Genomic DNA, 20,276 nt, shown 5'->3' with positions numbered 1-20,276 from the left:
TTTGTTCGGACGAAACTGCCGGGGAGTGCCTCTAGGTGATGGTTGCCATGTAAAGCGGCATTATCAAGGGCCTTTGTTCTCTAACCAAAAAGGTCTATTGCAGGATAATTGCGTTCGGGGAACCGCGACCTGCGCGTTCGGCGGACCGGCACAATGGATCACATGTCAGTGGGTGGACAGTGCACCACCCCGGCGGAGGCGTTCGGGCGCTACCGGCTGTTGTCGCTGCCGGGTGAGGGCGGTATGTACCGGACGGTGGCACAGTTGACCGAGCCGCATGTGATCCCCATCCACGATCGTCTCGACCAGCAATGCTGCAGACCGTGGCTTGCCGGCCGAGGCTTCGACTCAGCGCCGGGCCTGCATCTTGCGGTCGTAGCCGAGCCTGTGATCGCCGAGGCGACGGTGGATCTCACCACCGGACGGACTCTTCACTTCATCGTGCCCGTGCCCGAAAGCTCCGGACATGGAAGTTGAAAGACTCCGGCCTCAGCGCTGCCCGCCGGGAGACCACCAACGCACTGGCAACGCTGGTCAAGAATCGTGCGGCAACCAGAAGCTCAGCGGCTGGATCCCGCCCTTCATGTCTGGAACCCTGCACGAAGGCGACAGAACGCTCTGCGAATTCAGCTCAGGCGTAGGCCGCGGGACCTGTCCACGATCCAGTCCGCGGGTTCGCGGGCGGTACTCCCGGGCACCGGCCTGAAGCGTTGTGCAGACGTGCCGTAGACCGGGCCCAGGATCGCTGGAAGGTGCTCAGGCAAATCCGCGGAAAACGTTCTTGTCGCCTGCGTTCGCGGCGGCTGCGGCGTAGTCCTCGATGGTGATGTTGCCGTTGTCCACGTTGCCGACCGCTTCGCCCAGCTCGGAGGACGCGACGCGGACGGTGGCGCCGCGCTGGTCCTCGAAGAGGTCGAGGAACAGGATCGGGTATTCCGTGCTCGCCAGGGTCTCGCGGTCCGCCAGCATCACGAACGTGTGGTCCGTCTCCTCCAGCGCGAGCAGCTGTTCGACGGTGATGTCGCAGTTGTCGGGATCATCGAGTATCTCGACGTCCTGTTCGATGCTCACGTCGAACGCCGCCATCGCCGAGGCATCGATCGCCGACCGGCAGGACTCCCATGCCTGCTGATCGGAGAAGTCCGTGCGAATGAGGACAGCCTTCACGGTCTCGGGCAGAACAAACACTGGTGCAGTACCTCTCGGTGTTATGGGGAAACAGGCTCGAGTGCACACACCGTACTCGTTCGGACGGACGAAACACTCGAACCGCAACCCACCCGCCACGGGTTCGCGGACGCGATCGGAGCCGTCTTCGCCGTCGGCAACACCGTGGCACCCGCGAATTCACGGCCTGTGCCTCGAGCCGAGATCAACTATCGGTCATCGAGATTCGGCGGTGTGGTGGACAGCAGGCGCGGGTCCGGCTCGGCGCCGGCCGCGGCGACGGCTCCGGTGAGCGCCCGCACGAGTGTGAGCAGGTCGCGGGGGTTGCGCCGGTCCAGCCCGCCCAGCAGTTGTTTCAGGACGGTGAGCTGATCGAAGTAGATCCGTTCGGTCATCAGGTTCTCGTGCTCGTCGAACACGAAATACGCAGTCATCCGGGTCCGATGAGTCGAGCCCGTCGGCGGGATCTTGCCCAGCGGACCGAGATGCGTTCCCAGCAGCCAGAATTCGACGATCACCGCATCGTGGCTGTGCCGCAGCGCGATGATCTCGTGGTCCTGGTCGGGGAAGGCGACGCGGGTGTCGCGATAGTAATCGCGCACCTCACCGTCACCGTCGTGCACGGTCATCGGCGCGATCAGCTCGTAATGCGGGTGCGGGAACGTCGACGAGGTGGCGTCCCAGTCCTGCGCCACCTCGTCGTGGAAGTGGTCGAGGACGAGTTTCTCGCGGGCACGCAGGACGTCTTCGGGCGGCAGGGTGAAACGTGACGACATCGATGATCTCCTCGCAGGTCCGATCACAAGCTATACCGACTGGGCCCGGTCTGCTCGTCCGCCGGAATCTGCTCGGGCGCAATGGGTTCGGAGCAGTCGTGGCCTGCGGGGCCGGACTACTCACCCCGGGCGCTGCCTACCTCGTCACCGTAATCGAACTGCACATCGTGGACGACCTCGTCGCCGAAAACCCTGACCCGGCTGGTCACCGGCGAATAGCCGCTGGCGACGACGGTGTAGCGGCCGGTGTCGAGATCGGGGACGACGTAGCGGCCGTCGGCATCGGTGCGGGTGTGGGCGATCGGGGCGCCTGCCGGGTCCAGGATCGTCACCCGGGCGTCGGGTACCGGGTGCTCATCGGTTCGCACCGAACCCGCCAGCGATGACGTCGGGCTCATGTCGATGTCGTAGCGCAGTCGGCCGCTCTCGGGGACGGTCAGGGTGATCGCGGTCGGGCGCATGTGTTCGGCGTTGGTGACCAGGGTGTAGTCGCCCGCCACCAGGCCGGGGCACAGATAGCTGCCGTCGGTGTCGGTGATGGTCGCGCCGACGACCTCGCCGCGCGGATCGGTCAGCGTGACGGTGGCATCGGCGAGCGGCGTGCCGCGATCGGTGCGCCGGACCACGCCGGTCAGTTCACCCGAACCGAGCAGGGTGACGTGCTGGCGTTGCGGCCCCGAACCCGGATGGACGGTGGCGGCCACCGGCCCGTACCCGTTCGCCGACACGATCAGCACATGACTGCCCGTCTCCGGCACGTCGATCCGGTAGCTGCCGTCACTCCTGCCGGTCGCCCGCGAAACCTGGTGTCCCAGTTGATCTATCAGCGTCAACGCCACGCCGGGTACCGGACGTCCACCGCCGCCGTGGACCTGACCATCGATCCAGCGGCCCTCGCCCGAAGCCGGTGCCTCGATCGTCGGCCACGCCCGCACCGACGCCGCCACCCGCGTACGACGTGCCGCGCCGCCTGCCGACACCGGCCGACCGGCGGTCGCCAATTGCGCTTGGGCAGCGAACAATTCACGACCGACCGCCTGCGCGCCGGTGCGGTAGTCACCGCCCCGCACCGGGATGTCCAGCCGGGCGGCGAGGTCGCCGAGCAGATCGTCCAGATATCCGAGATAGTGCAACGCGTGCCGCAGCCGGGCATTGGCCGGAGAGACGGACAGCGCCTCCTGCAGCCGCCGAATGTCGTCGGCCTGGCGGACCCAGATCTCCGGAGCGGTCGGGTTCGCTGCCTTCTCGATATCCGCCGCATACTCGATCAGCGGGGAATCTGCACTGTTCGAGGCATTTTCACTGTCGGACACGATCCCGCCCAGACCGTCGATCGAATCCGACAGGTTGCCGGTGATCCGCAGCAACAACTCCCGCTGGCCCGTGGTCAGCACCGCCGCACCACTGCCGACCGACATCTCCCGGGCGCAGACCGCGGCCGTGCGCAGCATGGCACGGATCTCCTCGGCGGGCTCGTGACCGGTGCCGCCCGGCAGGCGAACCAGCGAGCGGGAGAACCGGTGCAACTCGTGCGCCGCCTGATCCACCGCCCTGGCCTGTTCCCGGGTGCCGTGCACGCCGGCCGCGCCGCTCCAGACCTCGCCGGATTCGCGGACGAACGTGGCCAGGGAGTGCACGTGCGTGGCCTGGGCGTGCCGCAGCAGCGTGCGCGTCGCGATGGGCAGGACCACCAGCGCGACCAGTGTCGCGACCACAGCACCCAGGGCGTTCTCCCCCGCGCGCAACACCACCACCGAATCCTCGTACCCCCCGGTGAAGGAGTAGAGCTGGATCAGCGAGAACGCCAGCGCACCCGACCACACCGAGTAGTACGCGCTGATCGAGTAGGCGCCCACCGCCAGGGCCACCACCAGCAGCGACAGCGTCGCCATCGGATGGTGCGCCCCGAGGAGCTGAGCGAAGCCGATTCCGAGGAATCCGCCGACGAGCGTGCCCAGGACGCGCTTGACGGTCTTGCGCAGCCGATCGTGCGGAGAGTCGGTGTTGCTCAACACGATCAGCGCGCCGATGACGGCCCAGTAGAACCGGTAGCCGTTCAACGCGTCACCCAACGGAATCGCGATCATCAGCGTGATCAGCATCTGCGCGGCGATCCGCAGTTGGGGATTCGGCCTGCTCCAGAAGTTCCAGGGGCGGCGCATACCGCCGGCGTCCAGGACGCGTCCGGCCAGCAGATTGGTGCCGGGGAGTCTGCCCGCGACCAATTCGACAGGGGTGCTGAAGGGTTCGGCGTCGATCTCGGCCTCGAGGTCGTCATCGGATGCGGTGGTCCACGCGTCGCTGACGTGGTGCAGGTCGCCGAGCACCGCGACGACCCGGTAGAGCGTCGAGACCAGCCGCTCGTGTTCGGGGTCCCGGGAGTCGTTCTCGTGCTGGGACAACCATTGCAGCAGCGGGGCGGTCGAGGCGGGCAGGGTGCCGCCGTGCCGGCGGCCGCCGCGGTCGAGATCGGTGCAGGCGGCGAGCAGACAGCCGCGTACCTCGGCGGGCAGTGGGCGGCCGGACAGCTGAATCACGATGCGGCCGAGCGCATGTGCGGCGAGTTCGGTGTCGAAGACCAGCCGGTGCAGGCGGTCGGCGGACCGGCTCGAGCTCGAGGCGGTCGCCAGGTAGCCGTCCACCAGCATGGCCGCCTCGTTGAGGTGGATCATCTCGTCGCAGAGTTCGCGGGTCGCGCGGGCGGTGGGATTCTCGGACGCGATCAACCGGGTGGCGCGCCGGACGACGTACCGGCTGCGAGTCAGGAATGCCCGTTCGATGTGCAGGAGACCGGTTTCCGGGCGCATCCGGCACAGCACCACCTGAATCACCGCCGCCGCGATCGCCGCCACCGCGACGATCGGTGCGATGTACTGCATCTTCGACACCGGCAGCGGCACCAGGACGCCGCTGAGGTAACCGGCGAAGATCATCACGCCCGAGTCATGCCCGAATTCCCCGAAGAACGCGGGCGCGGACAGTTGCACCACCGCGGCCACGGCCGCGACGACCAGCGCGAGAATCCGGTTGTGCTGGACCTCGATCGCGCACAGCAGCGCGATCAGGAACGCCGGGACGCCCCACACGCAGCGCACCGCCAGCCTGCCCGCCTTGGGACCGGCGACGGTCAAGCCGACCAGCAGTCCGACCATGCCGCCGTAGGTCAGCCCGAACAGCACCGGTTGCCCCAGCGCATGCGCCATGCCGTATCCCACGGCCAGAGTCGCGATGAAAACCGTCAGCATCCGCCATCCCGCCCGCAGGCGAGCCAGGGCCGGATCGGTGGCCTGCAGATGATCGCGCAGGCGGACAGGCCACGCCGGGCGGCAGGTCGGACACCGGCCGCCGCCGCCCAAGATATTCGACAAAACGTCGTTCTCCTTGTTGCACAAAGCTTTCAAGCGCTCGTGGGGCCATCCGGCCGAACCACCGAGCGCGGCATCGTTGCCGCGAACCCCGCCGCTAGTTACTTAGACAGGCTAAGTTATTTACTTTATCACTGCAAGTATGCAGCACTGCAAGTTTGCACTAGGATAACTTGGGTGAACAGCGCGAGTGCGACCCTCGGCCTGCGGGAACGCAAGAAGCAGCAGACCCGCGAGGCCCTGCATCGCGCCGCCATCCGTCTCTACGCCGAGCGCGGCCCGGATTCGGTCACGGTCAACGACATCTGCGCCGAAGCCGACGTCTCGCCACGCACGTTCTTCAACTACTTCGACTCCAAGGACGACGCGGTCCTGGACTGGCACGAGCAGCAGGCCGGCGGATCGCTCGCCGATCGGATCGCCGCCCGCCCGCCCGAGGAGGCCCCGCTGCAAGCGGTTCACCAGGCGATCAACGCCGGCATCCGCCGCCTCCAGGACCGCCCGACCTGGCGCGAATATCAGCAGATGGTGCGGCAGAACCCCCGCCTGGTCCCCACCGCCTACGCCGAGAGCCGCCGCACCCTGGCCTCGATGACCGAGGGCGTCGCCCGCCGCACCGGCCTCACCCCCGACGACCACTACCCCCGCGCCCTCGCCGGCGCCGCCCACGCCATCACCCGCGCCGCCCTGGCCGAGTGGAACCCCGAAGACCCCGCCTCCGACCTCCTGACCATCATGAACGCCTCCTTCGAGATGCTCGTCGCGGGCTTCCCGCCCCCGTCACCCGCATCGACGCCGGGCCGCGAGCAGCGCATCCACTGAGGACGCCGGTCACGGAGCGATTGCCGCGCAACGAATTCCCAGGTCGGGCGTGGTGCGGATAATGCGTCGCCGCGGTCGCGGCAGGGACGATACGATCTGGCCGACGTTACGGTCGGCGGGGGTTCCGCCGCGGAAGCGGAGGACTGCGGGGATGGCCGATTCCCAGGGCGCCGGTGATCGACCGGTGGTGGACGATGCCGATCCCACTGTGCGGCAGCATGATTCGTCCGTATCGGGCGGGGCGGGGCCGGAGCCGGGGCACGGCGATGCCGGTCGTGGACATCCTGCGCCGATGCCGGATTCGCCGCCGAGCAATTCGGGCAGGACGGGATGGATCATCGGCGGCATCGTCGCGGCGGTCGTCGTGCTGGGCATCGGGGTCGGCGTCGGCGCGCTCGGTGCACGCTCGTCCGAGAAGGCGGGAAATGCGGTCGCCGAGACGCCGATCTACTCGATGGACGGAATCAACGATGCGTGTGGTTCGGTCGATACCGCGCCGCTGAAGAGATGGTCGTCGACGCCCAGCAGCCCACCCGAGCACCGGGAGGATCGGCCGGGGCCCGACGGAGGCGGCAGTCTGAGCTGCCGGATCGGTTACTCCACCGACGGCGATCCACTGCAGGAGGCACGCATCCTGGTCGACGTCGACTTCACCAACGGCAGCGCCCCGCCCTATTACGACCACTGGGAGCAGCGCGAGACCGGCAAGATCGGTTCTGGGCTGTCCTCCGGCAAGGTCACCGGGCTCGGCTCGGAGGGTTACTGGCATTCCGAGGTGAGTGGCGATCTGGTCACCGATACGAGCTACATCGTGTGCGTTCTGGCCGACAACGTCTCGGTGCACGTCGAACTCCAATTCGTCCGCGACCGCGATGTGTCCCAGGTGAGCAGCGCGGACCTCGACCCGATCGCCCGAGCCCAGGTCCGCCGGACGCTGGACGCATTGCGGAAGAAGTAGGGAATCCCTTGCAGCACAGACGGGTACAGCGCCGATGACCGGCCCCGGACACGAATTCGGGCCGCCGCCCGGCCATCGACCACGCGCGAGCGGGATGAACACGATCGGCCTGATCGTGGCAGGCGCGGCCGGACTGGTCGTCGTACTCGGCGTCGGAGTCGCGATCGGACTGTCCACCGGCAGCGATCACGACAGCGGCACATCCGCCGCGCACCCGGCCTCCGCACGAACGAGCACCTCGAGTTCGTCTCCCACACCGACCACCCACTACGAACCCGCCCCGGGCATCTACTCGATGAACAACGTCACCAACGCCTGCGATCTGGTCGACACCGCACCGCTCACGAAATGGTCGTCCGGGCCGACACCGATCGTGCACCGCGAATATCCCGCGCAGAGCGCCGATTACGGCGGTGTCCTGCTGTGCCAGATCAAATACACCAGCACCTCGCCGGTCGACAACGTCACCACCGACGACGCGGAGATCAGCCTCCAGGTCCAGTTCACGGGCGTTGCGGGACCGCCGAAATACGACGAGTGGAAGAGTACCGACACCGTTCCGCAGCAGGGCGCCAGCTCGGGCGACCTCACCGGACTCGGCACCCGAAGCTATTGGTACGCAGGACATCTGACAGCCGCAGACGCCAACTCCGATTCCTATGCCGTCGGCGTGCAGGACAGCAACGTCTCGTTGAAAGTCGAGGTCGGCATCAGACGGGCCCGGGGTGAGGCCGAAGCGAGCAGAGACGACCTCGCCACCATCGCGACATCCCAGGCCCGGACGACACTGGACAAACTCCGAAAGCCCTGAGTGAACCCGCACCACAGACCTTCTCGATGCGACGAAGGATGCCGCCTGCCGCGAAAGCTCTGTCCGTCTGAGGATTTCAGCCGAATCGGATGATCGACAGGACTCCGGCCACGAGGCAGTACACCGCGAAGGGCAGCAGGGTGCGGGTTTGGAAGTGACGCTCCAGGAAGCGCACGGCCAGCCAGGAGGACACCCCGGAGACGATGGCGCCCAACAGGATCGGGCCGCGGATCGGGGCCAGGCGGGAGTCGGTGAGTTCGGGGACCTCGAACAGGCCCGCGCCCAGGATCGTGGGGGTGGCGAGCAGGAAGGCGAATTTGGCTGCGTGCTCGTTCTCCAGGCCGCGCCACAGGCCGCCGACCATGGTCAGGCCCGCGCGGCTGAAGCCGGTCAGCAGGGCGCCGGCCTGGGTGAGGCCGATGCCGATGGCGTCCAGCACGCTCAGCGCCGCCAGCGGGCGGTCGACTTGGCGGGGTACGCGACGCTCGGCGGTGAGCAGTGCGCCGTGCGCCTCGCGGCGGGCGAACCGGCGACCGTATTCGGCCAGGGTGGGCTCGTTGCGGCGGCGTAATCCCTCGCCGAGGATCAGGACCGCACCGTTCAGGGTCAGGAAGATGCTGGTGTCCACGGGCGTGTCGAACAGCGCGTGCAGCGGGCGATCCAGCAGTGGGCCGAGCACCGCGACCGGAACGGTCGCGATCACGATCAACCAGGCCAGGCGCTGCGGCACGGTCTCCGCGCGACGAGTGCGCAGGGTGGATACGAATCCGGCGATGATGGCCAGCCAATCGCGCCAGTAGAACGCCAGCAGCGCCACCGCCGTCGCCACGTGCAGCGCGACCACGAAAGCGAGATACGTTGCGCCCCTGTCGGATTTGTTCACACTGACCGCCTCCCAACGGCCACCGAACCAATCCGCGACCAGCACGGAGTGGCCGAGGCTCGAAATGGGGAACAACTCGGTGACACCCTGCACCGCGCCGATGACGGCGGCTTGAGAGTACGTGATCATCGGCAGGAGTTTCGCACGCGCGCCGGGCGATTACCCTGGCAGTCTCGGTGATGTACCGGATGCCCGAATCGTCTTGTATCCCAGTGATTCTCGTCTCATTTCAAGATCGATTCGAAGGGGTGCAGCACATCTCGAGCAACCCGGCCGAACCGGGAGGCGCACCGGGTGGAATGGATCTGCACCGCATCGTGATGCGCTTTTCGTAAATTCGGGGTGACCGGTCGATATCGTGTACCGAAAGCGGCAAAAACAACACCGACAGGGATTATTCTGCCACCCGTGAATCGATGTCATCGTGTCGCCGCCGTGGTGACCCCGCCACAATCGACATTCGAATTATCTTGCGTCGCAGAGGTATTCGGAATCGAACACCCCGGCGTGCCGACCCGCTACTCGTTCGAGGTCTGCGCGGAGAATACCGGCGCGCTGCCCACCAAGGCGGGGTATCGGATGCTCGTCGACCACGGTCTCGACACACTGCGCACGGCCGACTCGATCTTCGTGACCGGCTGGCCGGACCGGGATCGACAGCCCTCGACACAACTCACCCGCGCCCTGTGCGAGGCACATCGACGCGGCGCCCGGATCGTCGGAATCTGTTCGGGCACTTTCACACTCGCGGCCATCGGACTGCTGGACGGCCGGGAGGCGACCACGCACTGGCGGATGGCCGAGGAGCTCCGGGAGCGGTATCCGCAGGTGCGGGTGCGGCCGCACGCGCTGTACGTGAATCACGGCGACGTCGCGACCAGCGCGGGCACCGGCGCGGCCATCGATCTCGCCCTGGAACTGGTCCGCTGCGATTTCGGCGCGGCATATGCGGCCGATATCGCGCGACATATGGTTCTGCCGCCGCACCGGGAGGGCGGTCAGCGCCAGTACACCCGAAATCCCCCGCGCCGCCCCACCCCACAACCCGATACGCTCACCCCCGCGCTGTCCTGGATCGAGGACAATCTGCATCGCCCGATCGCCGTCGAGGAAATCGCCGCCCGCTGCGCGGTCTCCCCCCGAACCCTGGCCCGGCTGTTCGACCGGCACCTGGGCACCACACCGGGAAAATGGTTGCTGCGCAGAAGAATTCACCACGCCTGCGCCCTGCTCGAACGCACCGACGCAACCGTCGCCGCCGTCGGCGCGGCCACCGGCTTTCCCGACCCCTCCAACTTCCGCCGCCGATTCGCCGACGAGGTCGGCACCAACCCCAGCGATTACCGCCGCACCTTCGCCCAGCCTGCGGGGCACTGAGCACACGGTCGAGCCCGGAACGACGGCGCTCCGGCCGGAATCACCTTTTCGGTGAGGTTCCGGCCGGAGCGCTCGGCACAGTGCGGATCTAGTGGACGGGCAGCGTCGCCGCCTCGTCGTATCCCAGTTCCAGATCGTGCCGGATGCGTTCGCCGGTCACCCGGACGCTGCTGGCCACCGAGGGGTAGCCGCGGGTGACCACCGCGTAGCGGCCCACGGGCAGATCGGGGACCAGGTAGCGGCCGCTCTCGTCGGTGCGGGCGGTGGCGACCAGTTCACCGGTCTCGTCCAGCACCGTGACCTGCGCGTCGGGCACGACCCGATCACCGGCCTGTACCGCACCGGCCAACGTCGCGGTCGCGTCGAGGTCGACATCCTGTCGCAGGACGCCGCTCTCGGGTACGACCACCGTGCTCGCGGCGGGGCGCATCCCGTCGGCGACGACGACCACGGTGTGCGCGCCCGGGGTGACCGCACAGGTGTACGTGCCGTCCGCGCCGGTGACCGCGGCTCCGACCACCTCGCCGGGCGCATTGGTCAGGGTGACGGTCGCACCGGCCACCGGCAGACCACCCGGACCGCGGACGGATCCGGTCAGCTCACCCGAACCCGGCAGCGTGACGGTCAGCAGATGCGGTCGCGCACCGACGGCGACGCTCACCGCGACCGGCCGGTGCCCGTGCGCCGAGGTGATCAGCACATAGTTGCCCGGCGCGGGCGCGGTGATCCGATAGCCGCCGTCCGCATCGCCGGTCACCCGCGAAACCTGTTGTCCGCGTGGATCGATCAAGGTCAGCGCAGCGCCGGGCACCGGCTGACCGCCGGAACGCTGCACGTGGCCCACGACCGCGGGCCCGCTGCCCGGATCGACCACCCGATCCGGAATCGACCGCGCGACAGCCGAATCGGCGAACACAGCGGCCTCGGACGGTGGAGCGACGTCCACAATCTGTTGCGCCGGAACAACTTCCGTCTCCTCAGCCGAATGCGCGAGCTCGACCGATTCCAGCGCCCGCGCCCGTCCGGACGGAATGAAGATGCTCACCACCGCCGCCCCGGCGGAGACCGCACCCAGGAACCAGAAGACGTTGGCATATCCCGAATCCGCCGGAAGTCCGTGCGCCGCATGCGCACCCGAGGTCAGGATGACCGAGGAGATCGCACTGCCGATCGCACCGCCCACGGTCCGCACATTGGCGTTCATCCCGGTCGCCGCGCCGGTCTGCGCGGGCGGCACCGCGGCCACGATGATGGCGGGCATCGAGGAGAAGGCCATACCGATGCCGATCCCCAGCAGCGCGGCGGCCAGGTAGATCTCCCAGCTCTGATCGTGCCCGAGCGCGAGCAGGAAGAAGGCGGGCGCGGTGATGATGGTGCCGATCAGCACGATCGCCTTGGAGCCCAGTCGCGCGGCCAGCGGGCCGATGGCCAGGCCGATGACGAACATCGCCACCGACAGCGGCAGCAGGTACAGCCCGGATTTGGTGATACTCGCGCTGAGCCCGTATCCGGCAACCGATTTCGGCGTCTGCAACAGCTGTGGCAGGAACGTCATCATCGCGTACATCGCGGCGCCGGTCAGCACCGCGACGATGTTGGTCGTCCACACCGCCGGAATCCGCATCGTGGTCATATCGATCAGCGGTGTCTCGGAACGGATCTCGACCACGACCCACGCGACCGCGCACACCACCGTCAGGGCGAACAGGCCCAGGGTGATCCCCGAAGTCCAGCCCCACGAGGGCCCCTTGCTCACCGCGAGCAGCAGCGCGACCAGCCAGGCGGACAGCAGAATCGCTGCACCCCAATTGATCCGGCCCGGACTGCGCACCGGCGACTCGGGGACGAACAGCACCGCGGCCACCGCGGCCACCGCCGTCATGATCATCGGGATCCAGAACAGCCAGTGGTAGTTCAGATGATCGACGATCGGACCGGCCAGCACCAGTCCGAGCCCGGACCCGACCGCGATCAGCGAGGAGGCGATGCCCACCGCGCCGTTCAGCTTGTGCATGGGGAATTCGTCACGAATGATGCCGAACGCCAACGGAATCACGCCACCGCCCAGGCCCTGGATCACCCGGGCGACGATCATCACGCTCACCGAATCCGTGAGCGCCGCGATGAGCGAGCCGGCGGTGAGCCCGACGAGCGTGACGACGAGCATCCGCTCCTTGCCGACCTTGTCACCGATCCGGCCGAGGATCGGCGTGGCCACCGAGGCCGAGAGCAGATAGCCGGTCATCAGCCAGGTAGCGGTGTTCTGCGTGGTGTGCAGGGCCGGAATCAACAGCGAGAACACCGGCACGACCATCGACTGGAGCATCGCGTACGCGGCGATCCCGAGCAGCAGCACCGCGAAGACGACGTTGTAGTGCGGGCGAGTCTTCACTAACGCCATGAGATACGGGTTTCCTCCCCGGAGAAAATAAACGGAGTCATTCTCCGTTTAGATAACGGTAACAGAAAACGGGGCGGTCGCTCCCTATCGGAATTGTGATCTGCGACTCGGAACCCGGGCATCACGCTCGGCAGCGCACCCGTGTACCTGCCACTACTTGAAGCGTCTTGCGTCACAGATCAATTCCCGGTATGGCCGAATTTCTCTCCCCGACCGCGCGTCACGAACCGCCGCGCGAATGTGAAACATCGATTGCCGCAGGGCCGGGCCCTGATCGGCGCACCACCGGTCGGTCCCGTAATGATGTGTGCGCCTTCGAGTTCGACTAACCGGTCGACACCGGCGCAGCGGTGCTGGTTGAATGCCCGTGTCCGCTCGACCGAGCGTACGTCGGCGGCGTGCTGCATACTGCGACGCGAGTCGCAACCGAGCATCTCGACCGAGTGCCCAAAGAACCTCCGGGGGTTGACACATGACAGACCTGAAATCGCTCGACCGATCCGTGCGCCGGTCTCGGCGGACCACCGTGCGGACGGTCGGCGCGGCCGTGCTGGCGGCCTCGCTGCTCGGCGTGTTCGCGACGGGTTGCAGCTCGAATTCCTCCTCCTCGACCTCCGCCGCGGCGAGCAGCTCCCCCACCGCGCCGCCGCCCAGCCAGCTCCCGGACGGCGCGCAGCTGATCTCCGAGTCGGCCAAGACCACCGAGACCCTGCACTCGGTGCACCTGGACATCAAGGTGAACAACCTCCAGAACCTGCCGGTCGACACCATCTCCGCGGATGTCACCAACCAGCCCTCCGGCCAGGCGATCGGTGACGCGAGCATCCGCCTGAAGGAAGGCGATCCGTTCACCAAGACGAAGTTCCTCGCGGTGGACAAGAAGATCTACGTCTCCAGCGACGGCACCAAGTACGTCCCGGTCGGCGACACCCAGAAGGTCTACGACCCGGGCGTCATCCTGGACAAGGACAAGGGCATCGCCAACGTCATCGCGCACGTGAAGGACGCGAAGGCGCAGGCCCGCGAGACGATCAACGGCGTCAATACCGTCAAGGTCACCGGCACCATCGACCCCACCGTGATCGACCCGGTCGTGCCCAAGATCGGTGACAAGGTCCAGGGCAGCCTGCCCATCACCCTGTGGATCACCGACGTCACCCCGCCGAAGTCCTCGACCGCGGCGACCACCCTGCCCTCGACGGCGGCCTCCCCGGGGACCGGCCCGAACCTGGTGCAGGCCCAGGTGACCAAGGACAAGGGCAACGCCACGATCGACCTGTCCAACTGGGCCAAGCCCGTCACGGTCACCAAGCCGGCCGGCTGATCCCGCGCACAGCAGGCAGTTCGGACATGCGAGCCGGTCCGGGATCGCGTACGGCGGCACTGTTGCTGCCGTACCTCCCGGACCGGCTCGCGTAGCGTCCGCGCCGGATTCTCGCCGGTGAGCTCCGGCATCGTTCCGCGCCCGAATCCCGGCCCCGGAACCATGATCTCGGCCCGCTTAAGGGATTATTCAGTCAAATACAAGGCGCCGCACGGAATCTGAACACCAACGACGCTCGAACGCGACGCCTGCCGGAGAACCTGATCGGCAGCACGGCCTCGAACGGCCGATCAGACATGGAGGTAAGAAAGATGACCGACCGCCCGGATGTGCAGGAGCGGGAGTTCAGTCGACCTCCCATTCCCGACGGCCCTCCGCCGGTCTCCAATGTCTGGATCTACAACGGGAAAGCTTACGATCTCAGCGAGTGGATTTCCAAGCATCCCGGCGGGGAATTCTTCATCGGCCGGACGAAGAATCGTGACATCACGTCCATCATCGGCTCGTATCACCGCGAACCCGAGCGGATCGCGCGGATGCTCGAGCGGTACTCGCTGGATCGCCAGGCCCTGCCCGAGGATATCCATCCCAAGAACAACGCCCCGGACTTCCTGTTCACCGAGGGCTTCGACAGTTGGACCGATACCCCGAAGTACCGCTTCGACGACGAGAACGACCTGCTCCACAAGATCAAGGCGCGGCTGCGCGAGCCGAAACTCGCCGCGCGCCTGAATCGTATGGACAAACTGTTCAACATCGTCGCGATCGTGCTGACCATCGCCTATTTCGCGGTCGAGGGCCTGCGGTTGTTCGAACGCAACTGGATTCCGTTGCCGGTCTTCGTGATCGCGATGGTGCTGCTGCGCAGTTCGCTGGCCGGCTTCGGCCATTACGGAATCCACCGAGCCCAGAAGGGGCTCAACAAGATATTCACCAACGCATTCGATTTCAATTATGTGGCACTGTCTTTCGTGACCGCGGACGGCCACGCGCTGCTGCATCATCCACACACCCAGAGTGAAGTCGACATCAAGAAGAACGTCTTCACCATGATGATGCGCATTCCGCGGGTGTATCGCGTTCCGGTGCACACGATTCACAAATTCGGGCACACCATCACCGGGATGACGATCCGCCTGCTGGACGTGTGCCGCCTGACCCGCAAGGTCGGCGTCAAGGACATGTACGGCACCTGGGGCGGCGCGCTGCCGCACTTCATCGGATCCTTCGCGGTGCGATTCCTGCTGCTGGGCGAGCTCGTCGCCTTCGTGCTCGCGGGCGATTTCTGGGCCTGGGCACTGCAATTCGTGATCACCCTGTGGATCAGCACCTTCCTGGTCGTCGCGAGTCACGACTTCGAGGAGGAGGTCGGCGAGCTGCCCGAGGCCGACACCGAGGATTGGGCGGTCAACCAGCTCGAACAGGCCTACGACCTGACCGTGGTCGGCAACCGCTACGTCGACTGCTTCCTGTCCGCGGGGCTGAGTTCGCACCGGGTCCACCACGTTCTGCCGTTCCAGCGCAGCGGATTCGCCAATATCGCCACCGAGGACGTGGTGCGCGAGGAAGCGGCGAAATTCGGCGTCGAATGGCTTCCGGCGAAGAGTTTCTTCACCGACCGGTTCCCGAAACAATGCCGGACCTATCTGCTGGCCCCCTCGCGCGATGCGCAGGAACGCAATTGGGGTTTCTTCCGCGAGCATTTCGCGCCCGGCGCGATCAAGACCTGCGCGGTCTACATGGTCCAGGGATTCACCGGAATCGGAACGGTGTAAACAGCTTTCACACTTCACCGCGCCACGATTCCGGCGTGTGGACGTTTCATCAGAAGGGGAGAATTCGTGAGTATCACATTCGATGCGGGGGGCGCGCGCCCGGACGAAGCGATCCGGCCCGACGCAACCGGCGAGCACGGGCTCGCTCAGTTGCCGCCCGCGCCGCCGACCACGGTGGGCGTCATCGAATCCATCGCCACCGGTGCGCCCGGCCGGGTCATGGACCAGGCCGCCTCCGCCGAGCAGGTGGCCGCGCTGTTCGCCGATCCCGCACAGCGGGCGCGCATTCCGCGGATCTACGCCAAGACGATGGTGCGGACCCGGCAGCTCGCGGTCGACCCGCTCGATCCGGAATTCCTGGAATTCAGCCGCAAGCCCGCGACCATCCGCGACCGGATGAATCTGTTCTTCCGGCACGCGGTTCCGCTCGCGGTCGACGTCGCCGGACGCGCGGTGGCGGGTCTGGACGACCCGGCCGAGGAGATCGGACTGCTGGTCTTCGCCACCAGCACCGGATTCATCGCGCCCGGCGTGGACGTCGCGGTCGTCAAGCAGCTGGGCCTGTCCCCCACGGTGGGCCGGGTGATGGTGAACTTCATGGGCTGCGCGGCGGCGATGAACGCCATCCGCACCGCCGTGGATTACGTTCGCGCACATCCGGACAAGAAGGCGCTGGTCGTCTGCCTCGAACTCAGCTCGGTCAACGCCGTGTTCGACGACGACATCAACGACGTGATCACGCACAGCCTCTTCGGCGACGGCTGCGGCGCGGTCGTCATCGGCGCGGGCCAGGTGCATCAGCCCCTGGCACCCGGCCGGGTGGTGATCCGCGAGAGCTTCAGCCATCTGCTCGACGACGCCGAGGACGGCATCGTCCTGGGCGTCAACCATCACGGCATCACCTGCGAGCTGTCCGAGCAGTTGCCCCGCTACATCTACACCGGGGTGGATCCGGTCATCGGAAAGATCTTGGAGCACAACGGATTGCGGAAATCCGACGTGGATCTGTGGGCCATCCACCCGGGTGGTCCCAAGATCATCGAGGAGTCCGCGCGGTCACTGGGCATCTCGGCCGAACAGGCCGCGCCGAGCTGGGATGTCCTGGCCCGGTACGGAAATATGCTCAGCGTCTCGCTGATCTTCGTCCTGGAGGAGATGGTCCGGGCCGGATCATCCACCACGAAGCCGATATCGACCGGTGTCGCCTTCTCCTTCGCGCCCGGAGTCACCCTCGAGGGAATGATCTTCGACATCATCCGCCGATAGTGCGCCGCGGCCCCGCCCGAGTCGACGCGACCGCCCGAGTCGTCCGACTGCCCGAGTCGAAAGACGCAGCATCATGCAACTCCTCCGATTTCTGATCTCGATCTCCTGGATGCGGATCACCGCCGTCATCGCCGCCGGGCTGGTCTGCGGTGTGGCGAACACCTATCTGGTGACATTGATCCGGGGGGTCGTGTCACCGCCGCCGCATCCGCCGGTCACCATCACCAGTTTCGTGCTGGCCGGTGTGGTCATCCTGGTCAGCGGCGTGCTGTCGCAACTGCTGCTGATCCGGCTGGCCCAGGATGCGATCTACCGGCTGCGCGCGGACCTGAGCACCGGAATCGTCTCCGCCCCACTCGAACACCTCGAACGCCTGGGTACGCACCGCCTCATGGCGACGCTGACCGAGGATGTGCGTTCGCTGTCCGAGGCGGTCACCGCGATTCCGAGCATCTGCGTCGACGTGGCGACCATCGTGGGATGTTTCGTATTCCTCGCGATCGTCTCCGGTCCGATCTTCGCCGTGACGATCGCGGGCACGCTGCTCGGAATCGCCTGTGTCGAACTGGTTCTCAAGCGCGTGCGCGGACTGTACCGGGCCGCGCGCGAGCACGAGGACGGGCTGCTGGGCTCGTTCCAGGCGGTTACCCTCGGCATCAAGGAACTCAAACTGCATCGGGGCCGCCGCCGCGACTTCATGGATCAGCACCTGCTCGGATCGGCCCGCGACGTGCGGGCGCGCAATGTGGCGGCGGGATCGAAATTCTCGCTGGCACAGGGCTTCGGGCAGCTGCTGCAGCTGGGCACGATGGCGGTGATCCTGTTCGTGCTGGCCTCGGCGATGCATCTGTCGCTGGATGTGATGGTCGGCTACGTCCTGGTGACGACCTTCCTGGCGATGCCGATGCAGAACTTCATGCACCGCATCCCGGACCTGGTTCGCGGCGACGTCGCGCTGGCGAAGATCCGCACCATGAACCTGTCCATGGAGACGTTGCACGACGAGGAGTCGCTGCCGTACACCGAGCGCCCGCCCGCCGGGCCGGAACCGCTGGTGCTGACGAACGTCGGCTACAGCTACCGGACCGAGGCGCCGCCGCCGGTGCCGCCGATTCCGGGTGCGCCGCCCCCACCCGGGATACCGCCGATGCCCGGCGGGCCCGGTCGCGGAGCGAAGCAGGCGCCGGGTGGGCGCCCCGCCGGCGCACCCCCTCCGCCGCCGCCCGGTGCACGGCCGCCCGGTGGCGCTCGTCCCGATGTCAACGGCCGCCGGCAGCTGGACCACGGCCGACCGGACGACCGGCCGGTGCCGATGGCTCCGCCGCCGGGCGGTCCGATCGAGTCCGGCGACGAATCGGGCTTCGCACTCGGCCCGCTGGATCTGGTTTTCGAACCCGGCCAGATCAGCTTCGTCATCGGCGGCAACGGCAGTGGCAAATCGACTCTGGCCAAACTGATCACGGGTCTGTACGTGCCGCGGACCGGTTCGATCTCGCTGGGTGACGAGCGGATCGATCACGAGAACATCGAATGGTTCCGGCAGAACTGCTCGGCGGTGTTCACCGATTTCCATCTGTTCGAGGACTATCTGGGCTTCGACCGTCCGGGCATCGACGAGGAGGTGCGCGGATACCTCGAGGACCTGCAGATCGCGCACAAGGTGACGGTGCAGGACGGGCGGCTGTCCACCATCGCGCTGTCCCAGGGACAGCGCAAACGCCTCGCCCTGCTGACCGCTCTGCTCGAGGATCGGCAGATCTACGTCTTCGACGAATGGGCGGCCGATCAGGAACCCCGGTTCCGCGAGGTGTTCTACACCGAGATCCTGGCCGGGCTGAAACGTCGCGGTAAGACCGTCATCGTCATCACGCACGACGACCGGTACTTCGACCACGCCGATCAGATCGTCAAACTCGATTTCGGCAAGGTGGTCGAGGCGACCGCCGCGGCCGGCGAGGCCGTGGTCCGCTGAATTACGGTGGCCCGCACCGCTATCGGTTCGGGCCACCGCTCAGCTCATCCGGTGATGCGCAGGTTACGGACGAACTGTTCGCAGGTGTCGGCGATGGGCCGCCAGGCGCCCTGGACGTATTGGCAGCCGATGCTGGCCTGCAGGCCGGAGTCGACGAGGATCTGCCAGCGGACCGTGGTGCCGTCGCCGGGAGATTCCTCGTAGGACAGGCCGGGGCGGTCGCCGAAGACCGCGTCGCGGCGCAGGTCGCTGACCTGACCGGCGGGGCGGCGTTTGATCTGCGCGTCCAGAGTGTCCGCGACGTCGTTCAGACCGGCGCCCGAGGTGAGCGTCTTCTGCATCAGCGTGATGCGTTGGCGCGCACCGTCATCCGGGGACAGGTCGATGCGGTCGCCGACGTGCGAGGCGATATGCCACCCGGCGGGGATCTGTGCCTGGATCCGCCCGAAGGTCTGTGTGGTCGGCCGGGACGCGCTGGTCGCGGCGGCCGAAGCCGTTGGCGCAGCCGATGATTCGGCGACCGCGGTGTGGGACGAGCCGGAACGGGTCAGCGCGATCGTCACGCCGACACCGATGAGCAGTAGCACGACCACCGCGGCAGCGCCGATGAGCAGCCGGTTCGGCCCCTGTCGCGGCGGCTGGGTGGCCAGCGCGTGCTCGTGCAGGGAATCGAACTCCTGCTGCGGCAACCGGGGGCCCTGCGGCGTGGACAGCTGCGCGTTCGGCATCGGCATCCCCGGATGTACACCGCGAATCAACTCGACACCGGTGAGCGCACGCACGTCGACCGGGAACCCGCACTGTTCGGCCAGAGTCGCGGCCAGCGCCTCGAGCAGGCCCCGATCCGTCACGCCGAGGGCGAGCAGATAGGTCGGCGCCTGTCCGCCGAGCAGCCGGGCGATCACGCCGACCACCCCGGGCAGACCGTGCCCCTCCTCGACATCGGCCAGGCCGACGGCCGGTTCGAACTCGCACGCCTCGATCCAGGTGTCCTGTCCGGACCGGCCGATCAGGCTGACGGTGGTGGACAGCGGGTCGAGTTCCAGTACCGCGATCCGCTGCTGCTGAGCGGTACTCACCCCCAGCGATGCCGCGCGCCGGGCCAGCGGCTCGACCGTCACCTCCGACACCAGCCGCCGGGCCGCGGTCTCCAGCGCGGCCCGCCGCCGACGTCCCCAGGCCGAGGGGCCCACGATGGTGAGTTGTGAGCAGGGCGTGGGCAACTGCAGATTGTTCAGCACCGCGCCCAGCGTCACCGCCCAGGCATCGGCCATCGGCGGCAACGTCGGCGGGAAGGCGATTCGGTCGGCCGCGGCCATCCGAACCATCGACACCGCCGGATACTGCGGCCGAAGCTGTTCTCCGACAATGAAACTCCT

15 protein-coding genes are annotated in these 20,276 nt (G+C 67.1%); 9 read left to right on the top strand and 6 right to left on the bottom strand.

What is annotated here, in order from left to right; all coding sequences use genetic code 11:
* The first annotated feature begins 162 nt into the window (after nt 1-162).
* On the top strand, nt 163-477 hold the full coding sequence (locus ON40_RS04425; protein ID WP_169541822.1) for a hypothetical protein: 315 nt from the start codon (nt 163-165) through the stop codon (nt 475-477).
* Nucleotides 478-756: 279 nt separating this feature from the next.
* Here the strand turns inward: ON40_RS04425 and ON40_RS04420 are convergent, their stop codons facing one another.
* From ON40_RS04420 to ON40_RS47885, 3 genes are all read right to left on the bottom strand, one after another.
* The gene (locus tag ON40_RS04420; RefSeq protein ID WP_373281847.1) at nt 757-1,167 is read right to left on the bottom strand and encodes a DUF6924 domain-containing protein; all 411 of its coding nucleotides are present in this window, start codon (nt 1,165-1,167) and stop codon (nt 757-759) included.
* A gap of 209 nt (nt 1,168-1,376) precedes the next feature.
* Nucleotides 1,377-1,943, bottom strand: a complete 567-nt coding sequence (locus tag ON40_RS04415) for an ester cyclase (protein WP_040818652.1) — start codon at nt 1,941-1,943, stop codon at nt 1,377-1,379.
* Nucleotides 1,944-2,059: 116 nt separating this feature from the next.
* A complete protein-coding gene (locus tag ON40_RS47885; protein WP_157186188.1) occupies nt 2,060-5,311 on the bottom strand; it encodes a carboxypeptidase regulatory-like domain-containing protein in 3,252 nt (1,083 codons plus the stop codon).
* Between the two features lie 174 nt (nt 5,312-5,485).
* Between ON40_RS47885 and ON40_RS53105 the strand changes: the two genes are divergently transcribed.
* The 3 genes from ON40_RS53105 (at nt 5,486) to ON40_RS04395 (ending at nt 7,899) form a co-directional block, all read left to right on the top strand.
* Nucleotides 5,486-6,130, top strand: coding sequence for a TetR/AcrR family transcriptional regulator (locus tag ON40_RS53105; protein WP_051192665.1), 645 nt, complete (start codon nt 5,486-5,488; stop codon nt 6,128-6,130).
* Nucleotides 6,131-6,281: 151 nt separating this feature from the next.
* On the top strand, nt 6,282-7,088 hold the full coding sequence (locus ON40_RS04400) for a hypothetical protein (protein WP_040818650.1): 807 nt from the start codon (nt 6,282-6,284) through the stop codon (nt 7,086-7,088).
* Nucleotides 7,089-7,122: 34 nt separating this feature from the next.
* Complete coding sequence (locus ON40_RS04395) at nt 7,123-7,899, top strand: hypothetical protein (RefSeq protein ID WP_157186187.1); 777 nt, start codon at nt 7,123-7,125, stop codon at nt 7,897-7,899.
* Between the two features lie 76 nt (nt 7,900-7,975).
* Here ON40_RS04395 and ON40_RS04390 read toward each other — a convergent pair whose 3' ends face one another.
* The gene (locus ON40_RS04390) at nt 7,976-8,911 is read right to left on the bottom strand and encodes an undecaprenyl-diphosphate phosphatase (protein WP_040818646.1); all 936 of its coding nucleotides are present in this window, start codon (nt 8,909-8,911) and stop codon (nt 7,976-7,978) included.
* A 279-nt stretch (nt 8,912-9,190) separates the two neighbouring features.
* Here ON40_RS04390 and ON40_RS04385 point away from each other — a divergent pair, with 279 nt between their 5' ends.
* On the top strand, nt 9,191-10,159 hold the full coding sequence (locus ON40_RS04385) for a GlxA family transcriptional regulator (RefSeq protein ID WP_085997642.1): 969 nt from the start codon (nt 9,191-9,193) through the stop codon (nt 10,157-10,159).
* A gap of 88 nt (nt 10,160-10,247) precedes the next feature.
* On the opposite strand, the gene ON40_RS49155 is transcribed toward ON40_RS04385, so the two are convergent.
* The gene (locus ON40_RS49155; protein WP_063712937.1) at nt 10,248-12,560 is read right to left on the bottom strand and encodes an MFS transporter; all 2,313 of its coding nucleotides are present in this window, start codon (nt 12,558-12,560) and stop codon (nt 10,248-10,250) included.
* A 472-nt stretch (nt 12,561-13,032) separates the two neighbouring features.
* Here ON40_RS49155 and ON40_RS04370 point away from each other — a divergent pair, with 472 nt between their 5' ends.
* The 4 genes from ON40_RS04370 (at nt 13,033) to ON40_RS04355 (ending at nt 18,897) form a co-directional block, all read left to right on the top strand.
* Entirely contained in the window at nt 13,033-13,884 is an 852-nt protein-coding gene (locus ON40_RS04370) for an LppX_LprAFG lipoprotein (protein WP_040818642.1), read from the top strand.
* Between the two features lie 311 nt (nt 13,885-14,195).
* Nucleotides 14,196-15,659, top strand: coding sequence for a fatty acid desaturase (locus tag ON40_RS04365; protein WP_040818640.1), 1,464 nt, complete (start codon nt 14,196-14,198; stop codon nt 15,657-15,659).
* A 111-nt stretch (nt 15,660-15,770) separates the two neighbouring features.
* The gene (locus tag ON40_RS04360; RefSeq protein ID WP_051192684.1) at nt 15,771-16,925 is read left to right on the top strand and encodes a type III polyketide synthase; all 1,155 of its coding nucleotides are present in this window, start codon (nt 15,771-15,773) and stop codon (nt 16,923-16,925) included.
* A 73-nt stretch (nt 16,926-16,998) separates the two neighbouring features.
* A complete protein-coding gene (locus tag ON40_RS04355) occupies nt 16,999-18,897 on the top strand; it encodes an ATP-binding cassette domain-containing protein (protein ID WP_040818636.1) in 1,899 nt (632 codons plus the stop codon).
* 44 nt (nt 18,898-18,941) lie between these two features.
* Here ON40_RS04355 and ON40_RS04350 read toward each other — a convergent pair whose 3' ends face one another.
* A complete protein-coding gene (locus ON40_RS04350; protein ID WP_245567665.1) occupies nt 18,942-20,225 on the bottom strand; it encodes a type VII secretion-associated protein in 1,284 nt (427 codons plus the stop codon).
* Nucleotides 20,226-20,276 lie beyond the last annotated feature (51 nt).

This window comes from Nocardia jiangxiensis NBRC 101359 (assembly GCF_000308615.1).
Lineage (GTDB): Bacteria > Actinomycetota > Actinomycetes > Mycobacteriales > Mycobacteriaceae > Nocardia > Nocardia jiangxiensis.
This window is presented reverse-complemented; position numbering and strand designations above follow the sequence as displayed.